The organism is Mycobacterium sp. IDUB_3 (assembly GCF_055419585.1).
In genome coordinates this window covers 2,482,039-2,502,508 of record NZ_JBVAXZ010000001.1, presented here as the reverse complement: position 1 = coordinate 2,502,508, position 20,470 = coordinate 2,482,039, and the positions used below count along the sequence as shown (strand labels likewise).

Annotated in this window: 23 protein-coding genes; 12 read left to right on the top strand and 11 right to left on the bottom strand. The window is 68.5% G+C overall.

Annotation, left to right across the window (positions count from 1 at the left end; all coding sequences use genetic code 11):
• Positions 1 to 151 precede the first annotated feature (151 nt).
• The gene (locus ACZYVJ_RS11245; protein WP_463832955.1) at positions 152 to 1,459 is read left to right on the top strand and encodes a M18 family aminopeptidase; all 1,308 of its coding nucleotides are present in this window, start codon (positions 152 to 154) and stop codon (positions 1,457 to 1,459) included.
• A gap of 19 nt (positions 1,460 to 1,478) precedes the next feature.
• Complete coding sequence (locus ACZYVJ_RS11240; RefSeq protein ID WP_463831061.1) at positions 1,479 to 1,826, top strand: VOC family protein; 348 nt, start codon at positions 1,479 to 1,481, stop codon at positions 1,824 to 1,826.
• Between the two features lie 7 nt (positions 1,827 to 1,833).
• Here ACZYVJ_RS11240 and ACZYVJ_RS11235 read toward each other — a convergent pair whose 3' ends face one another.
• Positions 1,834 to 2,229 (bottom strand): nuclear transport factor 2 family protein, encoded by a 396-nt coding sequence (locus tag ACZYVJ_RS11235; RefSeq protein WP_463831060.1) that lies wholly within the window; start codon positions 2,227 to 2,229, stop codon positions 1,834 to 1,836.
• 124 nt (positions 2,230 to 2,353) lie between these two features.
• Between ACZYVJ_RS11235 and ACZYVJ_RS11230 the strand changes: the two genes are divergently transcribed.
• From ACZYVJ_RS11230 to ACZYVJ_RS11220, 3 genes are all read left to right on the top strand, one after another.
• Entirely contained in the window at positions 2,354 to 3,142 is a 789-nt protein-coding gene (locus ACZYVJ_RS11230) for a helix-turn-helix domain-containing protein (RefSeq protein ID WP_463831059.1), read from the top strand.
• 64 nt (positions 3,143 to 3,206) lie between these two features.
• A complete protein-coding gene (gene purL / locus ACZYVJ_RS11225; RefSeq protein WP_463831058.1) occupies positions 3,207 to 5,504 on the top strand; it encodes a phosphoribosylformylglycinamidine synthase subunit PurL in 2,298 nt (765 codons plus the stop codon).
• Between the two features lie 19 nt (positions 5,505 to 5,523).
• Entirely contained in the window at positions 5,524 to 6,153 is a 630-nt protein-coding gene (locus tag ACZYVJ_RS11220) for an Rv0804 family intramembrane glutamic endopeptidase (RefSeq protein WP_463831057.1), read from the top strand.
• A gap of 6 nt (positions 6,154 to 6,159) precedes the next feature.
• Here the strand turns inward: ACZYVJ_RS11220 and ACZYVJ_RS11215 are convergent, their stop codons facing one another.
• Positions 6,160 to 7,374 carry an MCE family protein gene (locus tag ACZYVJ_RS11215; protein ID WP_463831056.1) on the bottom strand — a complete coding sequence of 405 codons (1,215 nt, stop codon included), beginning with the start codon at positions 7,372 to 7,374 and terminating at the stop codon, positions 6,160 to 6,162.
• 19 nt (positions 7,375 to 7,393) lie between these two features.
• Here ACZYVJ_RS11215 and ACZYVJ_RS11210 point away from each other — a divergent pair, with 19 nt between their 5' ends.
• The 3 genes from ACZYVJ_RS11210 to purM all read left to right on the top strand — a co-directional run bounded on the left by ACZYVJ_RS11210 (position 7,394) and on the right by purM (position 10,613).
• Positions 7,394 to 7,783 carry a sterol carrier family protein gene (locus ACZYVJ_RS11210; protein WP_463831055.1) on the top strand — a complete coding sequence of 130 codons (390 nt, stop codon included), beginning with the start codon at positions 7,394 to 7,396 and terminating at the stop codon, positions 7,781 to 7,783.
• A gap of 137 nt (positions 7,784 to 7,920) precedes the next feature.
• Positions 7,921 to 9,447, top strand: coding sequence for an amidophosphoribosyltransferase (gene purF / locus ACZYVJ_RS11205; protein WP_463831054.1), 1,527 nt, complete (start codon positions 7,921 to 7,923; stop codon positions 9,445 to 9,447).
• Between the two features lie 71 nt (positions 9,448 to 9,518).
• Positions 9,519 to 10,613 (top strand): phosphoribosylformylglycinamidine cyclo-ligase, encoded by a 1,095-nt coding sequence (gene purM, locus ACZYVJ_RS11200; protein WP_221045980.1) that lies wholly within the window; start codon positions 9,519 to 9,521, stop codon positions 10,611 to 10,613.
• A gap of 67 nt (positions 10,614 to 10,680) precedes the next feature.
• Here the strand turns inward: purM and ACZYVJ_RS11195 are convergent, their stop codons facing one another.
• Both ACZYVJ_RS11195 and ygfZ read right to left on the bottom strand, forming a co-directional pair.
• Positions 10,681 to 10,866 (bottom strand): DUF3073 domain-containing protein, encoded by a 186-nt coding sequence (locus ACZYVJ_RS11195; RefSeq protein WP_463831053.1) that lies wholly within the window; start codon positions 10,864 to 10,866, stop codon positions 10,681 to 10,683.
• A gap of 146 nt (positions 10,867 to 11,012) precedes the next feature.
• Entirely contained in the window at positions 11,013 to 12,107 is a 1,095-nt protein-coding gene (gene ygfZ, locus ACZYVJ_RS11190) for a CAF17-like 4Fe-4S cluster assembly/insertion protein YgfZ (RefSeq protein ID WP_463831052.1), read from the bottom strand.
• Positions 12,108 to 12,216: 109 nt separating this feature from the next.
• On the opposite strand from ygfZ, the gene ACZYVJ_RS11185 reads away from it, so the two are divergent.
• Complete coding sequence (locus tag ACZYVJ_RS11185) at positions 12,217 to 13,074, top strand: aminodeoxychorismate lyase (RefSeq protein WP_463832954.1); 858 nt, start codon at positions 12,217 to 12,219, stop codon at positions 13,072 to 13,074.
• A 269-nt stretch (positions 13,075 to 13,343) separates the two neighbouring features.
• On the opposite strand, the gene ACZYVJ_RS11180 is transcribed toward ACZYVJ_RS11185, so the two are convergent.
• The 7 genes from ACZYVJ_RS11180 to lmeA all read right to left on the bottom strand — a co-directional run bounded on the left by ACZYVJ_RS11180 (position 13,344) and on the right by lmeA (position 17,241).
• Entirely contained in the window at positions 13,344 to 14,000 is a 657-nt protein-coding gene (locus ACZYVJ_RS11180; protein ID WP_463831051.1) for a heme-binding beta-barrel domain-containing protein, read from the bottom strand.
• Positions 14,001 to 14,143: 143 nt separating this feature from the next.
• On the bottom strand, positions 14,144 to 14,446 hold the full coding sequence (locus tag ACZYVJ_RS11175) for a DUF1416 domain-containing protein (protein ID WP_007777644.1): 303 nt from the start codon (positions 14,444 to 14,446) through the stop codon (positions 14,144 to 14,146).
• Between the two features lies 1 nt (position 14,447).
• The gene (locus ACZYVJ_RS11170; RefSeq protein ID WP_463831050.1) at positions 14,448 to 15,281 is read right to left on the bottom strand and encodes a sulfurtransferase; all 834 of its coding nucleotides are present in this window, start codon (positions 15,279 to 15,281) and stop codon (positions 14,448 to 14,450) included.
• Positions 15,282 to 15,294: 13 nt separating this feature from the next.
• Complete coding sequence (locus ACZYVJ_RS11165) at positions 15,295 to 15,789, bottom strand: DUF4395 domain-containing protein (protein ID WP_463831049.1); 495 nt, start codon at positions 15,787 to 15,789, stop codon at positions 15,295 to 15,297.
• A gap of 104 nt (positions 15,790 to 15,893) precedes the next feature.
• On the bottom strand, positions 15,894 to 15,983 hold the full coding sequence (locus tag ACZYVJ_RS11160) for an Ms5788A family Cys-rich leader peptide (RefSeq protein ID WP_367593360.1): 90 nt from the start codon (positions 15,981 to 15,983) through the stop codon (positions 15,894 to 15,896).
• Between the two features lie 29 nt (positions 15,984 to 16,012).
• Positions 16,013 to 16,432: a thioredoxin family protein gene (locus tag ACZYVJ_RS11155; protein ID WP_463831048.1), complete on the bottom strand. Its 420-nt coding sequence runs from the start codon at positions 16,430 to 16,432 to the stop codon at positions 16,013 to 16,015.
• On the bottom strand, positions 16,429 to 17,241 hold the full coding sequence (gene lmeA, locus ACZYVJ_RS11150) for a mannan chain length control protein LmeA (RefSeq protein WP_463832953.1): 813 nt from the start codon (positions 17,239 to 17,241) through the stop codon (positions 16,429 to 16,431). Before lmeA ends, ACZYVJ_RS11155 begins: the two co-directional genes overlap by 4 nt.
• A 178-nt stretch (positions 17,242 to 17,419) precedes the next feature.
• Here lmeA and ACZYVJ_RS11145 point away from each other — a divergent pair, with 178 nt between their 5' ends.
• From ACZYVJ_RS11145 to pstS, 3 genes are all read left to right on the top strand, one after another.
• Entirely contained in the window at positions 17,420 to 18,199 is a 780-nt protein-coding gene (locus ACZYVJ_RS11145; protein WP_463831047.1) for a winged helix-turn-helix transcriptional regulator, read from the top strand.
• Positions 18,196 to 19,131 carry a mycothiol synthase gene (mshD, locus tag ACZYVJ_RS11140; RefSeq protein ID WP_463831046.1) on the top strand — a complete coding sequence of 312 codons (936 nt, stop codon included), beginning with the start codon at positions 18,196 to 18,198 and terminating at the stop codon, positions 19,129 to 19,131. The genes ACZYVJ_RS11145 and mshD overlap by 4 nt, the downstream gene beginning before the upstream one ends.
• 167 nt (positions 19,132 to 19,298) lie before the next feature.
• Positions 19,299 to 20,420: a phosphate ABC transporter substrate-binding protein PstS gene (pstS, locus tag ACZYVJ_RS11135; RefSeq protein WP_463831045.1), complete on the top strand. Its 1,122-nt coding sequence runs from the start codon at positions 19,299 to 19,301 to the stop codon at positions 20,418 to 20,420.
• Positions 20,421 to 20,470 lie beyond the last annotated feature (50 nt).

Below are 20,470 nucleotides of genomic sequence, written 5' to 3'. Positions count from 1 at the left end.
ACCCTAGCGTGGCGACGGCGAGCGCCGGAAGCGGCGCGAGCAAGGAGTGCGCAATCGAACCGAGCGTGGCGACGGCGAGCGCCGGAAGCGGCGCGAGCAAGGAGTGCGCAATCGAACCCAGCGTAAAACTGCATGACGGCCGAGCGCCATGATGTTCAACATGTCCGGCGGGCCTCGAAACCAGGCGAAGTCCTCAGCGAGTGCGCAAGGACTCTGCGATTTCATCGACGCGTCTCCGTCGCCGTTTCACGTGTGCGCCACGGTGGCCGCCCGGCTGATCGCAGCCGGATACACCGAACTGAGCGAAGCTAACCACTGGCCGTCCGAGCCGGGGCGCTACTTCACTGTGCGGGCGGCCTCGCTGGTCGCTTGGAATTCGGAGGGCGCAGACCGGCCGTTCCGAATCGTGGGTGCGCACACCGACAGTCCCAACCTCAGGGTCAAGCAGCATCCCGACCGGGTGGTCGCCGGCTGGCGGGTAGTGGCGCTGGAACCCTATGGGGGCGCGTGGCTCAACTCGTGGCTGGACCGCGATCTGGGCATCAGCGGGCGCCTCTCGGTGCGCGCGGACGACGAAGACGGCGGGGTCGCGCACCGGCTGGTGCGGATCGACGAGCCCATCCTCCGGGTGCCGCAGCTGGCGATCCACCTGGCCGAGGACCGCAAGTCGCTGACCCTGGACCCGCAGCGACACGTCAACGCGGTGTGGGGCGTCGGGGATGCGCCGCGATCATTCGTCGATTACGTCGCCCAGCGCGCCGGCGTGGCGGCGACCGACGTGCTTGGCGCCGATCTGATGACCCACGACCTGACTCCCGCCACGGTGATCGGCGCCGACGCGGACCTACTGAGCGCGCCCCGGCTGGACAACCAGGCCAGTTGCTATGCGGGGCTGGAGGCGCTGCTGGCCGTGGAGCGGGCCGGCGCCTATCTGCCGGTGCTGGTGCTCTTCGATCACGAGGAGGTCGGATCGTCGTCGGATCACGGCGCGCAATCAGACCTGCTGGGCACCGTGCTGGAGCGGATCGTGCTGGCGGCCGGCGGTAGCCGCGAGGACTACCTGCGCCGGCGGCCGGCCTCGCTGCTGGCCTCGGCGGACATGGCGCACGCCACCCATCCCAACTACCCCGAGCGACACGAGCCCAGCCACCCGATCGCGGTCAACGCCGGGCCGGTGCTCAAGGTGCACCCGAATCTGCGCTACGCCACCGACGGCCGCACCGCCGCGGCGTTCGCGCTGGCCTGCCGGCAGGCCGGAGTGGACCTGCAGCGCTACGAACACCGGGCCGACCTGCCGTGCGGATCGACGATCGGACCGTTGACCTCCGCGCGGACCGGCATCCCGACCGTCGACGTCGGCGCCGCTCAACTGGCGATGCATTCCGCGCGCGAGTTGATGGGCGTTCACGACGTGGCCGCCTACTCGGCCGCCATGCAGGCGTTCCTTTCCGCCGACTAGCGGCATAAGGTCTGCCGGTATGGCGCTCAACGTGGAGATGCTGACCTTCGACTGCGACAACCCCGCGAAGCTGGGCGCGTGGTGGGCCGAACAGTTCGGCGGGACGACGCACGAGGTGCTCGCCGACGAGTTCACCGCGGTGACCTTCGGCGACGGGCTGCGGCTCGGATTCCAGAAGGTGCCCGATCCCACACCCGGAAAGAACCGAGTGCACCTCGATCTGGGTGCATCCGACATCGACGCCGAGGCGTCACGGCTGACGGCGGCCGGAGCGACCGAGGTCGGCCGGCACCAGTTCGGCGACACCTTTCGCTGGGTGGTGCTGGCCGACCCCGAGGGCAACGTCTTCTGCGTCGTGCGTCAGTAGCCGTAACTCAGCGCTGACCCACGAAAACGGGGTCGTAGCGGATGACGTTCTCCACCACGATCCCGTTGCGGGTACGGACCCGGTCGATGCCGCGGATGTGGAACGGTCCGTCCGGGCCGGTGCCGTGACCGACGTAGTGCAAGAACACGAGTTCCTCGCCTTCGGCGGCGGCGGGGACGGTAGCGCTGTCGATCACCTCGAGCCGCAAATCCGGTGCGGCCTCGAGCAATTCGGCGATTTTCGCCGTGTACGCCGTGATCCCCCGGACCGGCTCCGGATCGCCCGGCCAGTAGCCGACGATGTCCTCGGCGAGGATGTCGAAGCCGCGCGACATGGTGGGGGCGGCCCAGTATGCCGCGAAAACCTCGGCGCTGAACTTCGGCGCGGATTGGACGTCCGTCATGGTTCCTCCTTGGATCGGGCGCTCCGATCGAGCGCGTACAGCAAGCGTGTCGCCGCGCTGCGCGCCCCCGCAATTACCTCCGAGGTCATCGCCGTGAGTGCCCAGACGTGGTTACCGTTGCCTGGTGAGCCAGGCGGCGGTTGGTGAGTTGTTGCGCGAATGGCGGACGCGCCGACGGGTGAGTCAGCTCGATCTGTCGCTGAGTGTCGGTGTGTCGGCGCGGCATCTGAGCTTCATCGAGACGGGACGCTCGCGCCCCAGTCCGGAAATGGTGCTCACCCTGGCCGACGGCCTCGATATACCGCTGCGGGAACGTAACACGCTGCTGCTCGCCGCCGGTTTCGCGCCGCGCTATCGATCGCGTCCGTTCGAGGATGCCGCACTCTCCCCGGCTCGGGACGCGGTGCAGCGCCTGCTCGATGCGCACCATCCCTACCCGGGCATCGTCATCGACCGGTGCTGGAACATCGTGGGGACCAACGCGGCAGCCTCCGCGCTGACCGCCGGCCTACCCGAGGAGCTGCTGGGTCCGCCGGCGAACGTCTACCGGTTGTGCTTGCACCCCGACGGTCTGGCGGCGCGAACCCTGAATTTCCCGGACTGGGCCGGCTACCTACTGCACCAGCTGCGACGCACCATCGCTCTCACCGGCGACCCGGGATTGGCGGCACTCGACGAGGAGGTACGCGACTACCCCGGGGTCGCGGCCGCGGCCGAAGCCCGGCGCGCGCCCCCGGATAGCGAGTCGCTGCTGATTCCGTTCGTCCTTGACGCCGGCGGGGGCCGACGGTTGTCGATGTTCACGACGCTGACGACGTTCGGGACGCCGCTCGACGTCACCCTCGCCGAACTGGCCGTCGAATTGTTCTACCCCGCCGACACCGCAAGCGCAGACCTGCTCCGCGCCGGATAGGTACCGCCTGACCGAAGGGGCGGCGAAAAGCGCCTGCACGCCGCCCAGCCCTAGACTGTCTGGCGTGACTGTCTCCGGGACGAGTGCGCGCACCCAGGCCATCGACACCGTCGAGCACGCCGCCACCACTCCCGACGAACCGCAGCCCTTCGCCGAGCTGGGCCTCAAAGACGACGAATACCAGCGCATCCGCGAGATCCTCGGCCGCCGCCCCACCGACACCGAGCTGGCGATGTACTCGGTGATGTGGAGCGAGCACTGCTCCTACAAGTCGTCCAAGGTGCACCTGCGCTACTTCGGCGAGACCACCACCGACGAAATGCGCGCCGGCATGCTGGCCGGCATCGGCGAGAACGCCGGCGTCGTCGACATCGGCGACGGCTGGGCGGTCACCTTCAAGGTCGAGTCGCACAACCACCCGTCCTACGTCGAGCCCTATCAGGGCGCGGCCACCGGAGTCGGCGGGATCGTCCGCGACATCATGGCGATGGGCGCGCGACCTGTCGCGGTGATGGACCAGCTTCGCTTCGGCGCCGCGGATGCGCCGGATACCCGTCGCGTGGTCGACGGCGTGGTGCGCGGCATCGGCGGCTACGGCAACTCGTTGGGCCTGCCCAACATCGGCGGCGAGACCGTCTTTGATGCGTGCTACGCCGGCAACCCGCTGGTGAACGCCATGTGCGTCGGCGTGCTGCGGCAGGAGGACCTGCACCTGGCCTTCGCCTCCGGCACCGGCAACAAGATCATCCTGTTCGGTGCCCGCACCGGGCTGGACGGCATCGGCGGGGTTTCGGTGCTGGCGTCGGACACCTTCGACGCCGAGAACTCGCGCAAGAAACTGCCCTCGGTTCAGGTCGGCGACCCGTTCATGGAGAAAGTGCTCATCGAGTGCTGCCTCGAGCTGTACGCCGGTCACCTGGTGGTCGGCATCCAGGACCTGGGCGGCGCCGGATTATCATGCGCCACTTCGGAATTGGCGTCGGCAGGCGACGGCGGCATGGCGATCCAGCTCGAGACCGTGCCGCTGCGCACCAACCAGATGACGCCCGCGGAGATCCTGTGCAGCGAGTCCCAGGAACGGATGTGCGCCGTCGTCACCCCGGAAAACGTCGACGCCTTCATGGCGGTGTGCCGCAAGTGGGACGTGCTGGCCACCGTGATCGGCGAGGTCACCGACGGGGACCGGTTGCGGATCACCTGGCAGGGCGAGACGGTCGTCGACGTGCCGCCGCGCACCGTCGCCCACGAAGGCCCGGTCTACCAGCGCCCGGTCGCCCGCCCCGACACCCAGGACGCCCTGAACGCCGACAGCTCGACGCGGCTGCCACGGCCGGCCACCGGTGAGGAACTGCGCGCCACTTTGCTTGCGCTGCTGGGCAGTCCGCACCTGTGCAGCCGCGCGTTCATCACCGAGCAGTACGACCGGTACGTGCGCGGCAACACCGTGCTGGCCGAGCACGCCGACGGAGGCGTGCTGCGCGTCGACGAATCCACCGGCCGCGGCATCGCCTTGTCGACCGACGCGTCCGGCCGCTACACGAAGCTCGATCCCTACGCCGGCGCCCAGCTCGCCCTCGCCGAGGCCTACCGCAACGTCGCCGTCACCGGGGCGGCCCCGGTCGCGGTGACCAACTGCCTGAATTTCGGCTCGCCCGAAGACCCCGGCGTGATGTGGCAGTTCTCGCAGGCGGTACGCGGCCTGGCCGACGGCTGTGTGGCCCTGGGGATTCCGGTCACGGGCGGCAACGTCAGCTTCTACAACCAGACGGGGTCGACGGCGATCCTGCCCACCCCGGTGGTCGGGGTACTCGGCGTCATCGATGACGTCGGCCGGCGCATCCCCACCGGTCTGGGCACCGAGCCCGGCGAAACCCTGATGCTGCTGGGCGATACGCGCGACGAGTTCGACGGCTCGATCTGGGCGCAGGTGACCGCCGACCATCTCGGTGGCCTGCCGCCCAAGGTCGACCTGGCCCGCGAGAAGCTGCTGGGCGAGGTGCTGCGTTCGGCATCGCGCGACGGGCTGGTGTCCGCGGCGCACGACCTGTCCGAAGGCGGCCTCGCACAGGCCATCGTCGAAGCTGCCCTGGCTGGCGAAACCGGTTGTCGCATCGTGCTTCCCGAGGACGCCGATCCGTTCGTGACGTTGTTCTCCGAGTCGGCGGGCCGCGTGCTGGTGGCCGTCCCGCGCACCGAGGAGAGCCGGTTCCGGTCGATGTGCGAGGCGCGCGGGCTGCCGGCGGTGCGCATCGGCGTGGTCGACCAGGCCTCCGACGCGCTGGAGGTCCAGGGACTGTTCACGGTTACCCTGGCCGAACTGCGCGAGACCTCCGAGGCGGTGCTGCCGCGGCTCTTCGGATGAGTGCCCGCAGCGAAACCTGATGTCTGACAGGAGTTTTCGTCGGACTGGCGCGTTGTCCCTGGCCGCCGCGCTGGTCGGCTGGAGCTTCGTCAGTCCCCGATTGCCGGCCTCGTGGCGAGCGCTGCTACAGGCGGGCGCGGGTGGCCTGCTGGTGGCGATGACGCGTGCACCCTTGGGCCTGGATCCGCCCCGGCTACGGGCCGGCCTGCGGCTGGGGTCACTGGCCGCGTTTCCGACTGCTTGCGCGGTCGCGGCGACAACCCTGCTGCCGCCGGTGCGCCGATCGATGGCCGGCCGCGAGGCACCGGCGACGGCGCCGGACTGGCTACTGCTGCGGATACCGGTGGCCACCGTGTGGTCGGAGGAGTCCGCCTTTCGCGGGGCGCTGGCCGCCGCCGGCGCCGCCGCTTTCGGGCAACGCGGCGGACGGTTGTTGCAGGCCGGCGCTTTTGGCCTGTCGCACATCGCCGATGCGCGCGCGACGGGTGAGCCGGTGGCCGCCACCGTGCTGGTCACCGGGATCGCGGGCTGGCTCTTCGGTTGGCTGGCCGACCGGTCGGGCAGCCTGGCCGCACCCATGCTCGCGCACCTGGCCATCAACGAAGCCGGGGCGATCGCCGTGCTGGCCGTGCAGGCGTCGAACCGCTGACAGTCGTCAGGGATTGATGGTGTAGTCACCGAGTTGGCGGCCCCACACGAAATCGACCGCGAGGGGCGAGCCGACTTCGAAGTGGTTGTAGGGAGCCATGCTGGCGCCGGTGTCCATCACCAGGAAGGGGGCGGGCCACAGTTCTCGGGTGATCTTCTGCCAACAGCCCGCTCGCCTACCGGGGCCGCCCCTGGCGTTGGTGCGTGGGAGGTTCTCCGGCCAGATGTACGGGTTGGGCGCGCCCGCGATGGCGCCCGAGGCGTGGGCGCCCAGCGAGTAGCCGTTGTCGCCCAGCGCGTTGTGGATTCTCGGCGCGACTTCATCGAAATTGTGAATGGTGCAATAGATTTCGGGGCTGTACTCGTCGAGCAGCTGGCTGCTGGGAACCAGGTCGTCGGCGCCGCGTACGAAGAACGGACCGCTGCGGCCCAAGACGTCGGCGCCGGCGTTGCCCAACCCGGCGGCCGCCAGCAGCGCGGCGTCGAGGTCGCGCTGCTGAGAGCCGAGTGTGCGTGCGGTGGTGACCGCGTGATCGAGCGCGTCCCACAGGTCGGGTGAGGCGTGCGCGTAGGTATCGCCCAGCGCCGTCAACCGCTGAATGTCGTTGCGCAGGGCTGGTATCCGGGGGTTCAGATCGTCGAGGACGGCGTTGCCGTTGACCAGCGAGGCGCCGAACTTCGCGCCCATTCCGGTCAGCGCCTGAGCGACCGCGCTGAGCGTGAGGTTCACCTTGACCGGATCGATCTTCTCCGCGATCGAGGTGAGTGTCTCGAAAAGAGTATTGAATTCGGTGGTCACCGACGTCGCATCGATTACCATCGACGGTGTGATCGACTGCACCGCAGGGTGTTTCGGCGCGCTCAACGCCACATATTTGTTGCCGAACACCGTGGTCGCCTTGACGGCGGCCGCCACATTGGCCGGGATCCGTTCGACGTATTTCGGGGTGATGTCCAGGACTAGCTTGGCGGCCGGTTTGCCGTCATGCGTGGTCTCCGAAATGCTTGACACCCGGCCGATCTGCACCCCGTTGTAGGTGACCTTGGAGCCGGAGTCCATCACCAGGCCCGCCCGGACCGCAATTACGGTCAACTTGGTGCTCGGCGCGAGGTCGCCCCGAAACTGCAGATAGAGAAGCGACCCGAGCAACCCCGTGATCACGATCGTCACCAGGCCGGCGGTCTTGTACGGCGGCCGCGCCCTTGAGCGACGGGGCTTCATGATTTTGAGACCCTAGGGTATGGGCCCCCGCGAGAAAGCCGATCCGGCCAAGACTCGGCAGGCCGTGCTGGCCGTCGCGGACTGGCTCCGCGATGAATCCCGTCCGGCGCCCGACCGGCAGGATTTGGCGGCGGCCGTGCGCCTGACTGCCCGCACCCTGGCCGCCGTGGCGCCCGGGCGGAGCGTGGAGCTGCGCATCCCGCCGTTCGTCGCCGTGCAGTGCATCGCCGGGCCCACACACACCCGGGGCACGCCGCCAAACGTGGTGGAAACCGACCCGCGGACCTGGCTGCTGCTGGCCACCGGAAAGTCGTCGTTCGCCGAGGCGCAGAGCACCGGTGCGCTGCGGCTTTCCGGCTCGCGAGCCGGTGAGATTGGACACTGTCTGCCCCTGTTCGATGTGGGCTGAACATAACCCTGAACTGCAGGTTTAGGGAATTTGCCCGGTAATTCGTCGCTCAACACGCCCGGCGGATTCGTCGGCGCGGCTACGGTGCCCGTAGACTCCGTTACGTCACCAACCGTTCCCCGGGGAGCTGCCTAATCGTGACCGTCCAAGAGCCCGAAGAGGATTTCAGCGCACCCCGTGAAGAATGCGGTGTATTCGGGGTCTGGGCCCCGGGCGAGGACGTCGCCAAACTCACTTATTACGGCTTGTACGCACTGCAGCATCGCGGCCAGGAAGCCGCCGGCATCGCCGTGGCCGATGGATCCCAGGTGCTGGTCTTCAAAGACCTCGGCCTGGTCAGCCAGGTGTTCGACGAGCAGACGCTGGGCGCCATGCCGGGCCACGTCGCCATCGGCCACTGCCGCTACTCGACCACCGGCGACACGACGTGGGAGAACGCGCAGCCGGTCTTCCGCAACACCGCGGCCGGCACCGGGGTTGCGTTGGGACACAACGGGAACCTGGTCAACACCGCCGAGCTCGCCGCCCGCGCGCGCGACGAGGGCCTGATCGCCAAGCGCGCCCCGGCTCCGGCGACCACGGACTCGGACATCCTGGGCGCGCTGCTGGCCCACGGCGCGGCGGACGCCACCCTGGAGCAGGCGGCGCTGGACCTGCTGCCGACCGTGCGCGGCGCGTTCTGCCTCACCTTCATGGACGAGAACACCCTGTACGCGTGCCGCGATCCGCATGGGGTGCGGCCACTTTCGCTCGGACGGCTGGATCGCGGCTGGGTGGTGGCCTCCGAAACGGCGGCGCTCGACATCGTCGGCGCGTCGTTCGTGCGTGACATCGAACCTGGTGAACTACTGGCGATCGACGCCGACGGCGTCCGCTCCACGCGCTTCGCCAACCCCACCCCCAAGGGCTGCATCTTCGAGTACGTCTACCTGGCGCGACCGGACAGCACGATCGCCGGCCGGTCCGTCCACGCGACCCGGGTGGAGATCGGTCGCCGGCTGGCCCGGGAGCGTCCCGTCGACGCCGACCTGGTGATCGGCGTGCCCGAGTCCGGCACGCCCGCCGCGGTCGGATACGCGCAGGAGTCCGGCATTCCCTACGGCCAGGGTCTGATGAAGAACGCCTACGTCGGCCGCACCTTCATCCAGCCTTCGCAGACCATCCGCCAACTCGGCATCCGGCTGAAGCTCAACCCGCTCAAAGAGGTGATCCGCGGTAAGCGACTCATCGTCGTCGACGACTCGATCGTGCGCGGCAACACCCAGCGTGCCCTGCTGCGGATGCTGCGCGAGGCCGGTGCAGTCGAAGTGCACGTCCGGATCGCCTCACCCCCGGTCAAATGGCCCTGCTTCTACGGCATCGACTTCCCGTCGCCGGCGGAACTGATCGCCAACGCGGTCGAAGACAAGAAGGAGATGCTCGAGGCGGTGCGGCACGCCATCGGCGCCGACTCGCTGGGCTACATCTCGCTGCGCGGCCTGGTCGCGGCCTCCGAGCAGCCCGCCTCCCGGCTGTGCACCGCGTGTTTCGACGGCCAGTATCCGATCGAACTGCCCGGTGAAACCGCGTTGGGCAAGAACGTCATCGAGCACATGCTCGCCAATGCCGCGCGCGGCGCCGGCCTCGACGATCTCGCGGCCGACGAAGTGCCCGTCGTGCACTGAGGGAACTCGGTTGCACACCTACACCGACGTTTGATACCGGCCGTCAGCGCCGCCTAGTAGCCTTTATCGCGATGACGGATCCCGGAAAGAGCCCCGGACGCCACCACGGCAGTCAGGGCATCACCTACGCGTCGGCCGGGGTGGACATTGAAGCCGGCGATCGCGCCGTCGAATTGTTCAAGCCGCTGGCCACAAAAGCCACACGACCCGAGGTGCGGGGCGGCCTGGGCGGATTCGCCGGCCTGTTCGCGCTACGCGGCGACTACCGCGAGCCGCTGCTCGCGGCGTCCACCGATGGCGTCGGCACCAAGCTGGCGGTCGCCCAGGCGATGGACAAGCACGACACCGTCGGGCTGGACCTGGTCGCGATGGTGGTCGACGACCTGGTGGTGTGCGGCGCCGAACCGCTGTTCCTGCAGGACTACATCGCGGTGGGCCGCACGGTGCCGGAACGGTTGAGCGCCATCGTCAGTGGCATCGCCGAGGGATGCGTGCGGGCCGGCTGCGCGCTGCTGGGCGGCGAGACGGCCGAACACCCCGGCCTGATGGAACCGGACCACTACGACATCTCGGCCACCGGCATCGGCGTCGTCGAGGCCGACGACGTGCTGGGGCCCGACCGGGTCAAACCCGGTGACGTCATCATCGCCATGGGCTCGTCCGGCCTGCATTCCAACGGGTATTCGCTGGCGCGCACCGTGCTGCTCGAGATCGACCGGATGAACCTCGAGGGCTATGTGGAGGAGTTCGGCCGCACCCTGGGTGAAGAGCTGCTCGAACCCACCCGCATCTACGCCAAGGACTGCCTGGCGCTCGCGGCCGAAACCCACGTCCGCACCTTCTGCCACGTCACCGGCGGCGGCCTGGCCGGCAACTTGCAACGCGTCATCCCGCACGGGCTGGTCGCCGAGATGGACCGTGGCACCTGGACGCCCGCGCCGGTGTTCGCGATGATCGCCCAGCGCGGCCGGGTGACGCGCGAGGAGATGGAGAAGACGTTCAACATGGGCGTCGGCATGATCGCCATGGTGGCTCCCGAAGACACCGACCGCGCTCTGGCCATCCTGACCGCCCGACACTTGGATTGCTGGGTGCTTGGCACCGTCGGCAAAGGCGGGAAAGAGGGACCGCGGGCCAAGATGGTGGGTCAGCACCCGAGATTCTAGGAAACTCGGACTTCGGTACAACTAACGCGGCGCCGGTGCACTACGCATCGGCGCCGAATCGTTGGCTCTACCGCCGCCAGCTGTCCTGGTCGTCCCAGGATTCGTCGGACCCGTCGCCGTCCAGTTCGTCGGACTCGTCCGAACCCGTCCCGGACAGCTCTTGCTGAAGCCGCTTTAAGTCGGTCTGCGGAGAACTGTATTTGAGTTCTCGAGCAACCTTGGTCTGCTTTGCCTTAGCCCGGCCGCGGCCCATGGGGGAACCCCCTCGCGCAATAACGGAGCGGCCTAACGAGTAGGCGGCTCCGATCTCCTGGTGTCGTATTGTCCTGCCGACAGTTTACCGTGCCCCGCCACCGGGCGTTGGCGCCCCCTGCTTGCTGTGGCGGACGTTACCGTTCATTATCCCGCACCGCCCCGCAACCGTTCAACAGCTAACCGCCCGGCGCCGATCTGTGCGGTTTCAGGCAGGGAATCGACATCGATCACCGCAGCCACCGAGGCCTCCGCTCCGGTCAACAATTCCGTGTCGGCGGGCAGCCCGCGCTTCAGCAGGGCCAGCGCTATGGGCCCGAGATCCACGTGGTCGACGACGGTGCCGAGGCGGCCGACCGTACGGCCGCCGGCCAGCACCGGATCACCGGTCGAGGGCCGGTCCACCGACCCGTCGAGGTGCAGCAGCACCAGCATCCGGGGCGGCCGGCCCAGGTTGTGCACCCGCGCGACGGTCTCCTGCCCGCGGTAACAGCCCTTGTCCAGATGGACGGCTCCGGTACCGGGTCCACCGATCCATCCCACCTCGTGCGGAATCGTGCGCTCATCGGTGTCGACGCCGAGGCGGGGCCGCACCGCCGCGACGCGGTGGGCTTCGTAGGCCCATGTCCCGCTGGGCCGCACCCCGGCCTGCGCCAGGCGATTGCGCCAGTCGTCGACCGCGGTGCGCGGAACCAGCAGGTCGAGCTCGTTCTGGCCGCGCGCGTTGCCCGGCATCCGCCGCACGAAGCCGTCACCGACAGGAACCGCGGTCAGCTCGGCGGGCAGCGCCTCCACTCCGAGCGCGTGGAGAACCGCCTGGTCAGCCAGCTTCGGGCCGAGCAAGGACAGCACGGCCAGATCTGCACCGGCCGGGGTGACCTCCGACCAGAACACCATCTTGCGCAGGTATTGCAGCAGCGGCTCCGCCCGCCACGGCTCGGTGTCGAGGTAGGTGGTGCCGGCCAGCTCGGTCTGGATCCAGTGATCCTCGACGCGGCCCTGGCCGTCGAGGCTCAGGTTCTGCGTGGTGGCGCCGTCGGGCAGGTCGCTGACGAACTGTGTCGAAATGCTGTGCAACCAGGTCTGCCGGTCGTTTCCGGTCAGGGTGAGCACGCCGCGGTGCGAGCGGTCGACCAGTATCGCCTCGGTGTCGGCCGCGCGCTGCTCGCCCAGCGGGTCGCCGTAATGCCAGATGGCACCGGCGTCGGGTCCGGTGTCGGGTGCGGGGACAGGGCGGGTCACGAGTCAACTCTACGGACCCGCGCACGCGTGCGGCCCGGCGTCGCCGCGCTCGCGGTCACGGGATTGGGGTCATTGGATAGGCTTCTGCACCATGGCTGGCCAGACGGGTGTGATCGTCACGCTGGACGGCGAAATGCATTCGCCCGACGCGCCCCTGCTGCACGCCGACGACCTGGCAGCGGTCCGCGGCGACGGTGTCTTCGAGACGCTGTTGGTCCGCGACGGCAGGGCCTGTCTGATCGAGTCGCATCTGCAGCGGCTGACCCAATCGGCCGCGTTGACCGATCTGCCCGAGCCGGATCTGCCGCGGTGGCGAGGCGCGATCGAGGTGGCCACCCGGCAGTGGTGCGCGGGCAGCGCCGACGAGGGCGCGATGCGGTTGATCTACAGCCGCGGGCGTGAGGGCGGTTCGGTGCCGACGGCATTCGTCATGGTCAACGCCGTTCCCGAACGCGTGACGGCGGTCCGGCGCGGCGGGCTGGCGGCCATCACGCTCGACCGCGGGCTGCCCGCCACCGGTGTCGATGCGATGCCATGGCTGCTGGCCGGCGCCAAGACCCTGTCCTACGCGGTCAATATGGCCGCCCTGCGCCATGCCGCCCGTCAGGATGCCGGTGACGTGATCTTCGTCAGCACCGACGGCTACATCCTGGAAGGCCCACGCTCGACGGTGGTGATCGCCACCGCCTCCGAGACTCCGTGCCTGCTGACACCGCCGCCGTGGTATCCGATCCTGCGCGGCACCACCCAGCAGGCCCTGTTCCAGGTGGCCAGGGACAAGGGCTATGACTGCGACTACCGGGCGCTGCGCGTCGCGGATCTAGATGCCGCACAAGGCGTTTGGCTGATCTCCAGCATGACCTTGGCTGCCCGGGTGCACACCCTCGATGGCCGCCCACTGCAGTCGTCCCCGATGGCGGCGGACTTCGCCGAACTGATCGACGCCGCCATCGTCAGCGATCGCTGAGCGCTGAATTCTGTTGTCGGCTGGCTGATTCGCCGGTACGGTCGGTCGTACACAAGAAGGGAGGTGGTCCGCGAAATTGATAGCTTCATGGACATGTGAGGTGGCTGCGCGCTAGCAGCACCTGCTCGGAAGACCTGGCGTCCCAAGTGCGCTAGCGAATTCCCCGCAGTCACCCGGCCCCCGAGCTTCCGGTTTTTGTCCAACCAGGAACACGGCTCGGGGGCCGCTCCATGTCTGGAGGTGGTGACAACACGGCGCAGGGACACGTCTTAGCCGGCGAAACGGGACAGCCGCGCCGAAAGATGCGGCACCAGACCGCCGTCGGCGTCCACCCGCTCTTCGACGTAGGCGAGGTCGCCGCCTTCGACGATGCCGTAGAGCCGTTTGGCGCCGCCGACCAGCACACCCGATCTGCTGCGGGCCAACGCGTCGGTGACCAGCTCCCACGACGACTGGGTCAGCGGGCGGCCATAGAACAGTTCGACGTAGCCCGCCGAATGGGCCAGTAGCAGTTCGATCGCGTGGGATTCGCCGGGGTCGTCGGGATCGGTGACAAAGCGCCAGAAACCGGTCTCGCGTAAACCGCGTTCTTGGTAGTCGCCCGTTTCGCTGAGCCGCCAGGAGCGAGCTTCCCAGTTGAGGTAGTCGCCGCCGTCGTGCGAGACCACGATCTGCTGGCCGAACCGGTAGTCGCCGTCGTGCCCACGGCCTTCGCCTTCGCCGCGCCAGACACCGACCAGCGGCAGCAGCGCCAGCAGGTCGTCGCTCAGGTTGGCGCCTTCGCGCAGGTTCGCGGTGTCGGCGGGCAGGGGCAGGTCATCGTAGGACGGGATGTTGCGGCCGGCGGTCAGCCTGGCGCGCTCAGCGGCGGCGGCCACCGCCCGGTCGCCGGAACTGGTGGGACTCAACGGTTCGTCGGAACTCACGACTCGTCAGTGATGAGCCGATAGAGGGTGTACAGGGCGAACCATGAAATCACCACGACCGCCGCGACCAGCATGATCTCGAAGAACAGCACCACGGGGACAAGTGTATTCGTCCCGCGGCGCCCCCGTCGGGGGCGGCCGGGTCAGGCGATCTTGACGTCGACCTCGTGGATGCCGGCACCGGACGGCGCCACCACGGCGTCGCCGTTGCCGGCCTTCGACAGGGCACGCAGGGTCCAGGATCCCGGTGCGGCGAAGAACCGGAAGTCACCGGTGGCCGACGCCACCACCTCGGCGGTGAACTCGTCCGAGGAGTCCAGCAAGCGGACGAACGCGCCCCCCACTGCCTGGCCCTCGCCGTCCACGACGCGACCGGTGATCACCGTTTCCTTCTCCAGGTCGACGCTGGCGGGCAACGTCAGTCCTTGTTTCGGTGCAGAGCACATATCAGCTTCCCAACTCGATCGGGGCACCCACCAGGGAGCCGTATTCCGTCCAACTGCCGTCGTAGTTCTTCACATTCCGATGCCCGAGCAATTCATAGAGAACAAACCAGGTGTGCGACGACCGCTCGCCGATCCGGCAATAGGCGATCGTTTCCTTGTCGCCGTCCAGGCCGGCGCCGGCGTAGAGCTTGGCCAGCTCCTCGTCGGACTTGAAGGTGCCGTCCTCGTTCGCGGCCTTGCTCCACGGCACGTTGATGGCGCCGGGGATGTGGCCGGGCCGCTGGCTTTGCTCCTGCGGCAGGTGCGCGGGCGCCAGGATCTTGCCGGAGAACTCGTCGGGGGAGCGCACGTCGACCAGGTTCTTGACGTTGATGGCGGCGATGACGTCGTCGCGGAACGCCCGGATGCTGTTGTCCGGCGCGGCGGCGATGTATGACGTCGCCGGCCGGCTGACCGGCTCGCTGGACAGCGCGCGGCCGTCGAGCTCCCATTTCTTGCGGCCGCCGTCGAGCAGCTTGACGTCGACGTGGCCGTACAGCTTGAAATACCAGTAGGCGTAGGCGGCGAACCAGTTGTTGTTGCCGCCGTAGAGGATCACGGTGTCGTCATTGGAGATGCCCCGCTCGCTGAGCAGTTTCGAGAACTGCTGGGCGTCGACGAAGTCGCGCTTGACCGGGTCCTGCAAGTCGGAGCGCCAGTCCAGCTTGATCGCGCCGGGGATGTGGCCGGCGTCGTAAGCGCTGGTGTCTTCGTCGACTTCGACGAAGACGACGCCTGAGGCGCCGAGATTGCTCTCAGCCCAGTCGGTGGAGACCAGGACGTCGGAGCGTGCCATGGAGTGGATCCTTTCAATCGCTTTTGTTTACAGCAGGTCGGGTGGGACGCACAGGGCGTCGGAAGCGGGCCACCAGCGGGTAGAGCTGGCACCCCAGGCAGATGCCGAAGGCCGCGTTGAGAAACGCGGCCGCCAGGGCGGCCGCGGTGGCGATGACGCCGAACAGGACGGCGCCGGCGGCGAAGCCGGCAACCCCCAGCACGGCGAAGATCAAGCCGACGAGTTGGGCGAACTTCAACGGTGCGGTCGGTTCGCGGTCCTGCACCGGGCCCAACCGCGGCGCGACGGCGGTGGCGAATATCCGGCCGTACGGGTGCTTGCGCGGCCCACCGGCCGCGCCGATGGCGAAGACGGCGGCCTGGACGGCCAGGATCACCGCCGCGGCCGGCGGACTTGCCGCGGACACGACGAGCGCGAGCACCAGGACTGCGGTGGTGACCCAAGCTGCGAATCGTGGTCCACGCACGTCGACCAGGTCGGGCTGCGTGGTGGTGTTGCTGCTTGGCAAGGTACTACTCCTCGATACCTCTGTTGCTGACGGAAACGACGAATGGAGACGTGCCACGGTCTGGAACCCGGGCCGCTCCGAGTGCTACGCGGAAGCGCGGCTACTCAGCAGCAACAGCAACAACAACAGCCCGCGGTGCGGCACAGTTCAACTGCGCGACGCTGGGTGAGCATGGGCTCGAGGCGGGCTAACACGTCGGTCAGCTTACCCAATGACACGGTGGTCAAGCCAACAGCGGTTTCAGGGCGGACCGCAGGTCGGCGCCGCTGGGCACCCCGGACGTGCGGTATCGCTGCCGCCCGTCGACGTCGAAGATCAACGTGGTGGGCAGGGACAGGACCGAATAGCGGCGCGCGGTCTCCGGTTTGGCGTCCAGGTCGACCTCGACGTGAGCCACGTCGCCCAGGTCGTCGCAGACCTGCTCGACCACCCGGCGGACCCGATCGCACGGGCCGCACCACGGGGCACTGAAATGCACCACGGTCGGCCCGCTGCGGGACAGTCCCAGCGCCGCGATGTCGGCGTCGGTGTCCCGATCCGGCGTGGTGTCGATTTCGCGGATGCGTCCGGAGCGCCGGGTCAGCAACCACCCGGCCAGTGTTGCCGCGGCCAGCACCGCGACGGTCACGACGATGACGGTCATGACTGCTTAAACCCGTCGAGGGTCACGGTTACTCCATGGGTGATGCCCTCGATGATGACGTCGGATCCCCGCGCGCCCTCGGTGGTCGGCGCGACACCGAAGGGCAGACGCTGATTGGGCAGCCGGCCGCTGAAGGCGTGCAGCACCGCGTCCTGCTTGTCCGCCGGCACGGTCTGGTTGGCGGTGTCCGATCCGGTGAGCACGGCGGTCGGGGTGAACACCAGCGTCGCCGGGTCATCGGGGGCGATGGACAGGTCGACCGAGACGCTGACTCGGCGATCGAAGCCCGCCGATTTGGGTGTGCCGGTGAACACCAGCCCGTGGCTGTCCGAGATGCCCGATGCGGTCACGCCCCCGGTCGAGGTATTGGTTTCCTTGGGCGGAGCCTCGACCATCAGGTCGCTGATGCCCATGAACCGGCCCAGGTGCGTCGAGTCGACGATGATGCGGCTCTCCAGCTTGCCCACTGGGAGCTTCGCGTCCGGGCTGATCAGCCACGACGCCCGGGCGAGGTCCACCGAGTACATCGTGGCTTCCAGGGTGGCCCTGCCGGTCATCGCGTGGTCGACGGCGTTGGCCTTGATCTCCACCTGGCTGTAGTTGCCGCGCACCGCCTGCGGAATGAAGGGAAACGCGACAATGGCCACGAACGGGTCGGTGCCCAGCCTGGCCGCTTTGCGGACGCTGGCCGACAGCCGGTATTCGGCATAGATGCTGGTCCCGTAGTCAAAACCGATCGCGCCGAGGGCGACCACCGCAACCAGGATCGCCGTCGCGGTCACAGCTATCAGCACCTTGCGCACCCGCATATTGTGGCGTAACGCCCAAGAGCCGGTCGCCGCAGGATCGGCCGTGGTGGGGCTCACACCCGGCTCGTCCGCCACGCGAAAAAAGCAGGTGACACGTTATCGTTAGATGACCTGGTAACTAACGCTTAACGACGTTGTGAAATTGGGAGATGCCGTTCCCCCGAGCTGGAGGGGCTAGTTGGAGCTACTACTGCTGACGTCGGAGCTTCATCCCGACCCGGTCCTGCCTTCGCTGTCCCTGCTTCCGCATGCCGTCCGGACGGCGCCGCCAGAACCCTCTTCGTTGCTGGAGGCCGGGACCGCGGACGCGGTGATCGTCGACGCGCGCACCGACCTGTCGTCGGCGCGCGGACTGTGCCGCCTGTTGAGCACTGCCGGCCGGTCGGTCCCGGTGCTGGCCGTGGTGAGCGAAGGCGGGCTGGTGGCCGTCAGCTCGGACTGGGGTCTGGACGAGATCCTGCTGCCCACCACCGGGCCCGCCGAGGTCGACGCGCGGCTACGGCTGGTGATCGGACGTCGCGGCGGGCTTGCGGACCAGGAGAGCGCCGGCAAGGTCAGCCTGGGCGAGTTGGTGATCGACGAAGGCACCTACACCGCCCGGCTGCGGGGCCGCCCGCTGGATCTCACCTACAAGGAATTCGAGCTGCTCAAGTACCTGGCTCAGCATGCCGGCCGGGTGTTCACCCGCGCGCAGCTGCTGCACGAGGTGTGGGGATACGACTTCTTCGGCGGCACCCGCACCGTGGACGTGCACGTGCGCCGGCTGCGGGCCAAGCTCGGTCCCGAGCACGAGGCGCTGATCGGCACCGTCCGCAACGTCGGGTACAAGGCCGTCCGCCCGGCGCGGGGGCGCACGCCGGTCGCCGAGCCCGACGAGGCCGACGAGGCCGACGGCGAGTCCGAATCCGAATCGCAGGACGTCCAACATCCGTTGGTCGATCCGTTGCACACACAGTGACGGCGCCCGACTGGCGCCGGACGCTGACCGTCGAAGAGCAGCGGGGCGTGCGCGAACTTGTCAGTGCGGCAACCGAATCCGATGGCGTCGCACCGGTTGGCGAGCAGGTGCTGCGCGAGCTCGGGCACGACCGCACCGAGCATCTGCTGATTACGGATCCCGCCCCGGCCGGCGACGCGATCGTCGGTTACCTCAACCTGAGCCCGCCACGCGACGGGGAGACCGGGATGGCCGAACTCGTGGTGCACCCGCAGGCGCGCCGCCGCGGTATCGGGTCCACACTGGCACGTGCGGCGCTGGCCAAAACCGGTGCGGGAAACCGGTTCTGGGCCCACGGCACGCTCGAGCCGGCCCGTGCGACCGCGTCGGCCCTGGGCCTGGCGCCCGTGCGGGAACTGATGCAGATGCGACGCTCGCTGCGCGACCTGCCCTCGACCGTGCCGTCGGTGCCCGGGGTCAAGATCCGCACCTATGCGGGCACCGCCGACGACGCCGAGCTGCTGCGGGTCAACAATGCCGCGTTCGCCTACCATCCCGAACAGGGCGGCTGGACGGACGTCGAGCTGGCGGAGCGCCGCAACGAACCGTGGTTCGACCCCGCGGGCCTGTTCCTTGCGTTCGCCGACTCGGGCAGCGACCAGGCCGGCGCGCTGCTGGGTTTCCACTGGACGAAGGTGCACCTCGATCGGCCCGGGCTGGGCGAGGTGTATGTGGTGGGCGTCGACCCGTCGGCGCAGGGCCGCGGTGTGGGGCAGGTGTTGACCGCCGTCGGCATCGACTGGTTGGGCCGGCGCCTGGCCGACGCCCCCGACCCCACCGTGATGCTCTACGTGGAGTCGGACAACGTCGCCGCGGTGCGCACCTACCAGCGCTTGGGCTTCACCACCTACAGCGTCGACACCGCATACGCGGTCGTACCCGCGGCCAACTGACCGCGGGTACGAGCCGCATCTACCCAGATCGTTAATCTGGTCCTGGCCACCGAGACGTTGCTGTGGACCGCGTCGGCGCATATTTTCGCCGGCACTTGGCAACCTCACATGACAGATGGCCAGCGGCGCCCACATGCGTCCGGGAACGCGTCAGGAAAGCGAGATCGGTGAGGCTGGACAGGCAGGGCAGGACGCTGGCCGCCGTGGCGTTGGCGACGGCGCTCGGGGCTGGAGCGCTGACCGCCTGCGGTAGCGACGAGAACCCCCGCGGGGCCAGTGCGCCCAGCTCCGGCGTCACCGGGACGGCGGGGTGTGGCGGCAAGGACAAGCTGACGGCGGAGGGCTCGACCGCTCAACAGAACGCCGTCACGGTGTTCAACCAGGTGTGGGGCCAGTACTGCCCGGGCAAGGGCCTGGCCTACAACCCGACCGGATCGGGCGCCGGTCGTGAGCAGTTCATCGCCGGACATGTCGATTTCGCGGGCGCGGACTCTCCGTTGGTCGCCGAGCAGATCGGGCCCGCGGCCAAACGCTGCGACGGCAATCCGGCGTGGGATCTGCCGCTGGTATTCGGCCCCATCGGGATCGTCTACAACGTGCCCGGAAATCCGGCTTTGGTGATCAACAGTGACGCGCTGGCCAAGATTTTCACCGGCAGGATCACCAGCTGGAACGACCCGATCCTGGTCGCGCTGAATCCGGGCACGGCGCTGCCCGACACCAAGATCACACCGATCTACCGGACCGACTCGTCGGGAACCACCGACAACGTTCAGAAGTACCTGACCGCGGCCGCGCCGCAGAGCTGGTCCAAACGGGTTGGCACGGAATTTCAGGGCGGCGTCGGCGAGGGCGCCGCGAAGTCGGCCGGGGTCATCCAGGCGGTGCGGGCCACCCCGGGCGCCATCGGATACGTCGAGAAGGGCTTCGCCGACCAGGCCGGCGTGCCCTACGCCAAAATCGCCACCCGCGGCGGCGTGATTCCGCTGACCAACGACACGGCCGGGAACGCCGTCAACGCGGCCCGATTCCTGGCCGAGGGCGATGACCTGGTGCTCGACCTCAATGCCATGTACGGCTCCGAGGAGCCGGGTGTCTACCCGTTGTTGCTGGTCACCTACGAGATCGTGTGCTCAAAGGGCTACGACGCGCAGACCGCGGCGGCCGTCAAATCGTTTCTCTCGATATCCGCCACGAGCGCGCAGGGCGAACTCGCGAAGGCCGGCTACGTCCCGCTGCCCGATAAGGTCAGGGAGCGACTGATTACGGCTATCAATGCGATGCAGTAACAAGTGACTCGGGTTTCAAGGAGCGACAGCAGAACTGTGACGGGATCACA

What these genes read in the sequence shown, in the direction of transcription:
- ACZYVJ_RS11245 (WP_463832955.1), top strand. Translation starts at nt 152, where the DNA reads ATGTTCAACATGTCCGGCGGGCCTCGAAACCAGGCGAAGTCCTCAGCG.
- ACZYVJ_RS11240 (WP_463831061.1), top strand. Translation starts at nt 1,479, where the DNA reads ATGGCGCTCAACGTGGAGATGCTGACCTTCGACTGCGACAACCCCGCG.
- ACZYVJ_RS11235 (WP_463831060.1), bottom strand. Translation starts at nt 2,229, where the DNA reads ATGACGGACGTCCAATCCGCGCCGAAGTTCAGCGCCGAGGTTTTCGCG.
- ACZYVJ_RS11220 (WP_463831057.1), top strand. Translation starts at nt 5,524, where the DNA reads ATGTCTGACAGGAGTTTTCGTCGGACTGGCGCGTTGTCCCTGGCCGCC.
- ACZYVJ_RS11215 (WP_463831056.1), bottom strand. Translation starts at nt 7,374, where the DNA reads ATGAAGCCCCGTCGCTCAAGGGCGCGGCCGCCGTACAAGACCGCCGGC.
- ACZYVJ_RS11210 (WP_463831055.1), top strand. Translation starts at nt 7,394, where the DNA reads ATGGGCCCCCGCGAGAAAGCCGATCCGGCCAAGACTCGGCAGGCCGTG.
- purM (WP_221045980.1), top strand. Translation starts at nt 9,519, where the DNA reads ATGACGGATCCCGGAAAGAGCCCCGGACGCCACCACGGCAGTCAGGGC.
- ACZYVJ_RS11195 (WP_463831053.1), bottom strand. Translation starts at nt 10,866, where the DNA reads ATGGGCCGCGGCCGGGCTAAGGCAAAGCAGACCAAGGTTGCTCGAGAA.
- ACZYVJ_RS11175 (WP_007777644.1), bottom strand. Translation starts at nt 14,446, where the DNA reads ATGTGCTCTGCACCGAAACAAGGACTGACGTTGCCCGCCAGCGTCGAC.
- ACZYVJ_RS11170 (WP_463831050.1), bottom strand. Translation starts at nt 15,281, where the DNA reads ATGGCACGCTCCGACGTCCTGGTCTCCACCGACTGGGCTGAGAGCAAT.
- ACZYVJ_RS11155 (WP_463831048.1), bottom strand. Translation starts at nt 16,432, where the DNA reads ATGACCGTCATCGTCGTGACCGTCGCGGTGCTGGCCGCGGCAACACTG.
- lmeA (WP_463832953.1), bottom strand. Translation starts at nt 17,241, where the DNA reads ATGCGGGTGCGCAAGGTGCTGATAGCTGTGACCGCGACGGCGATCCTG.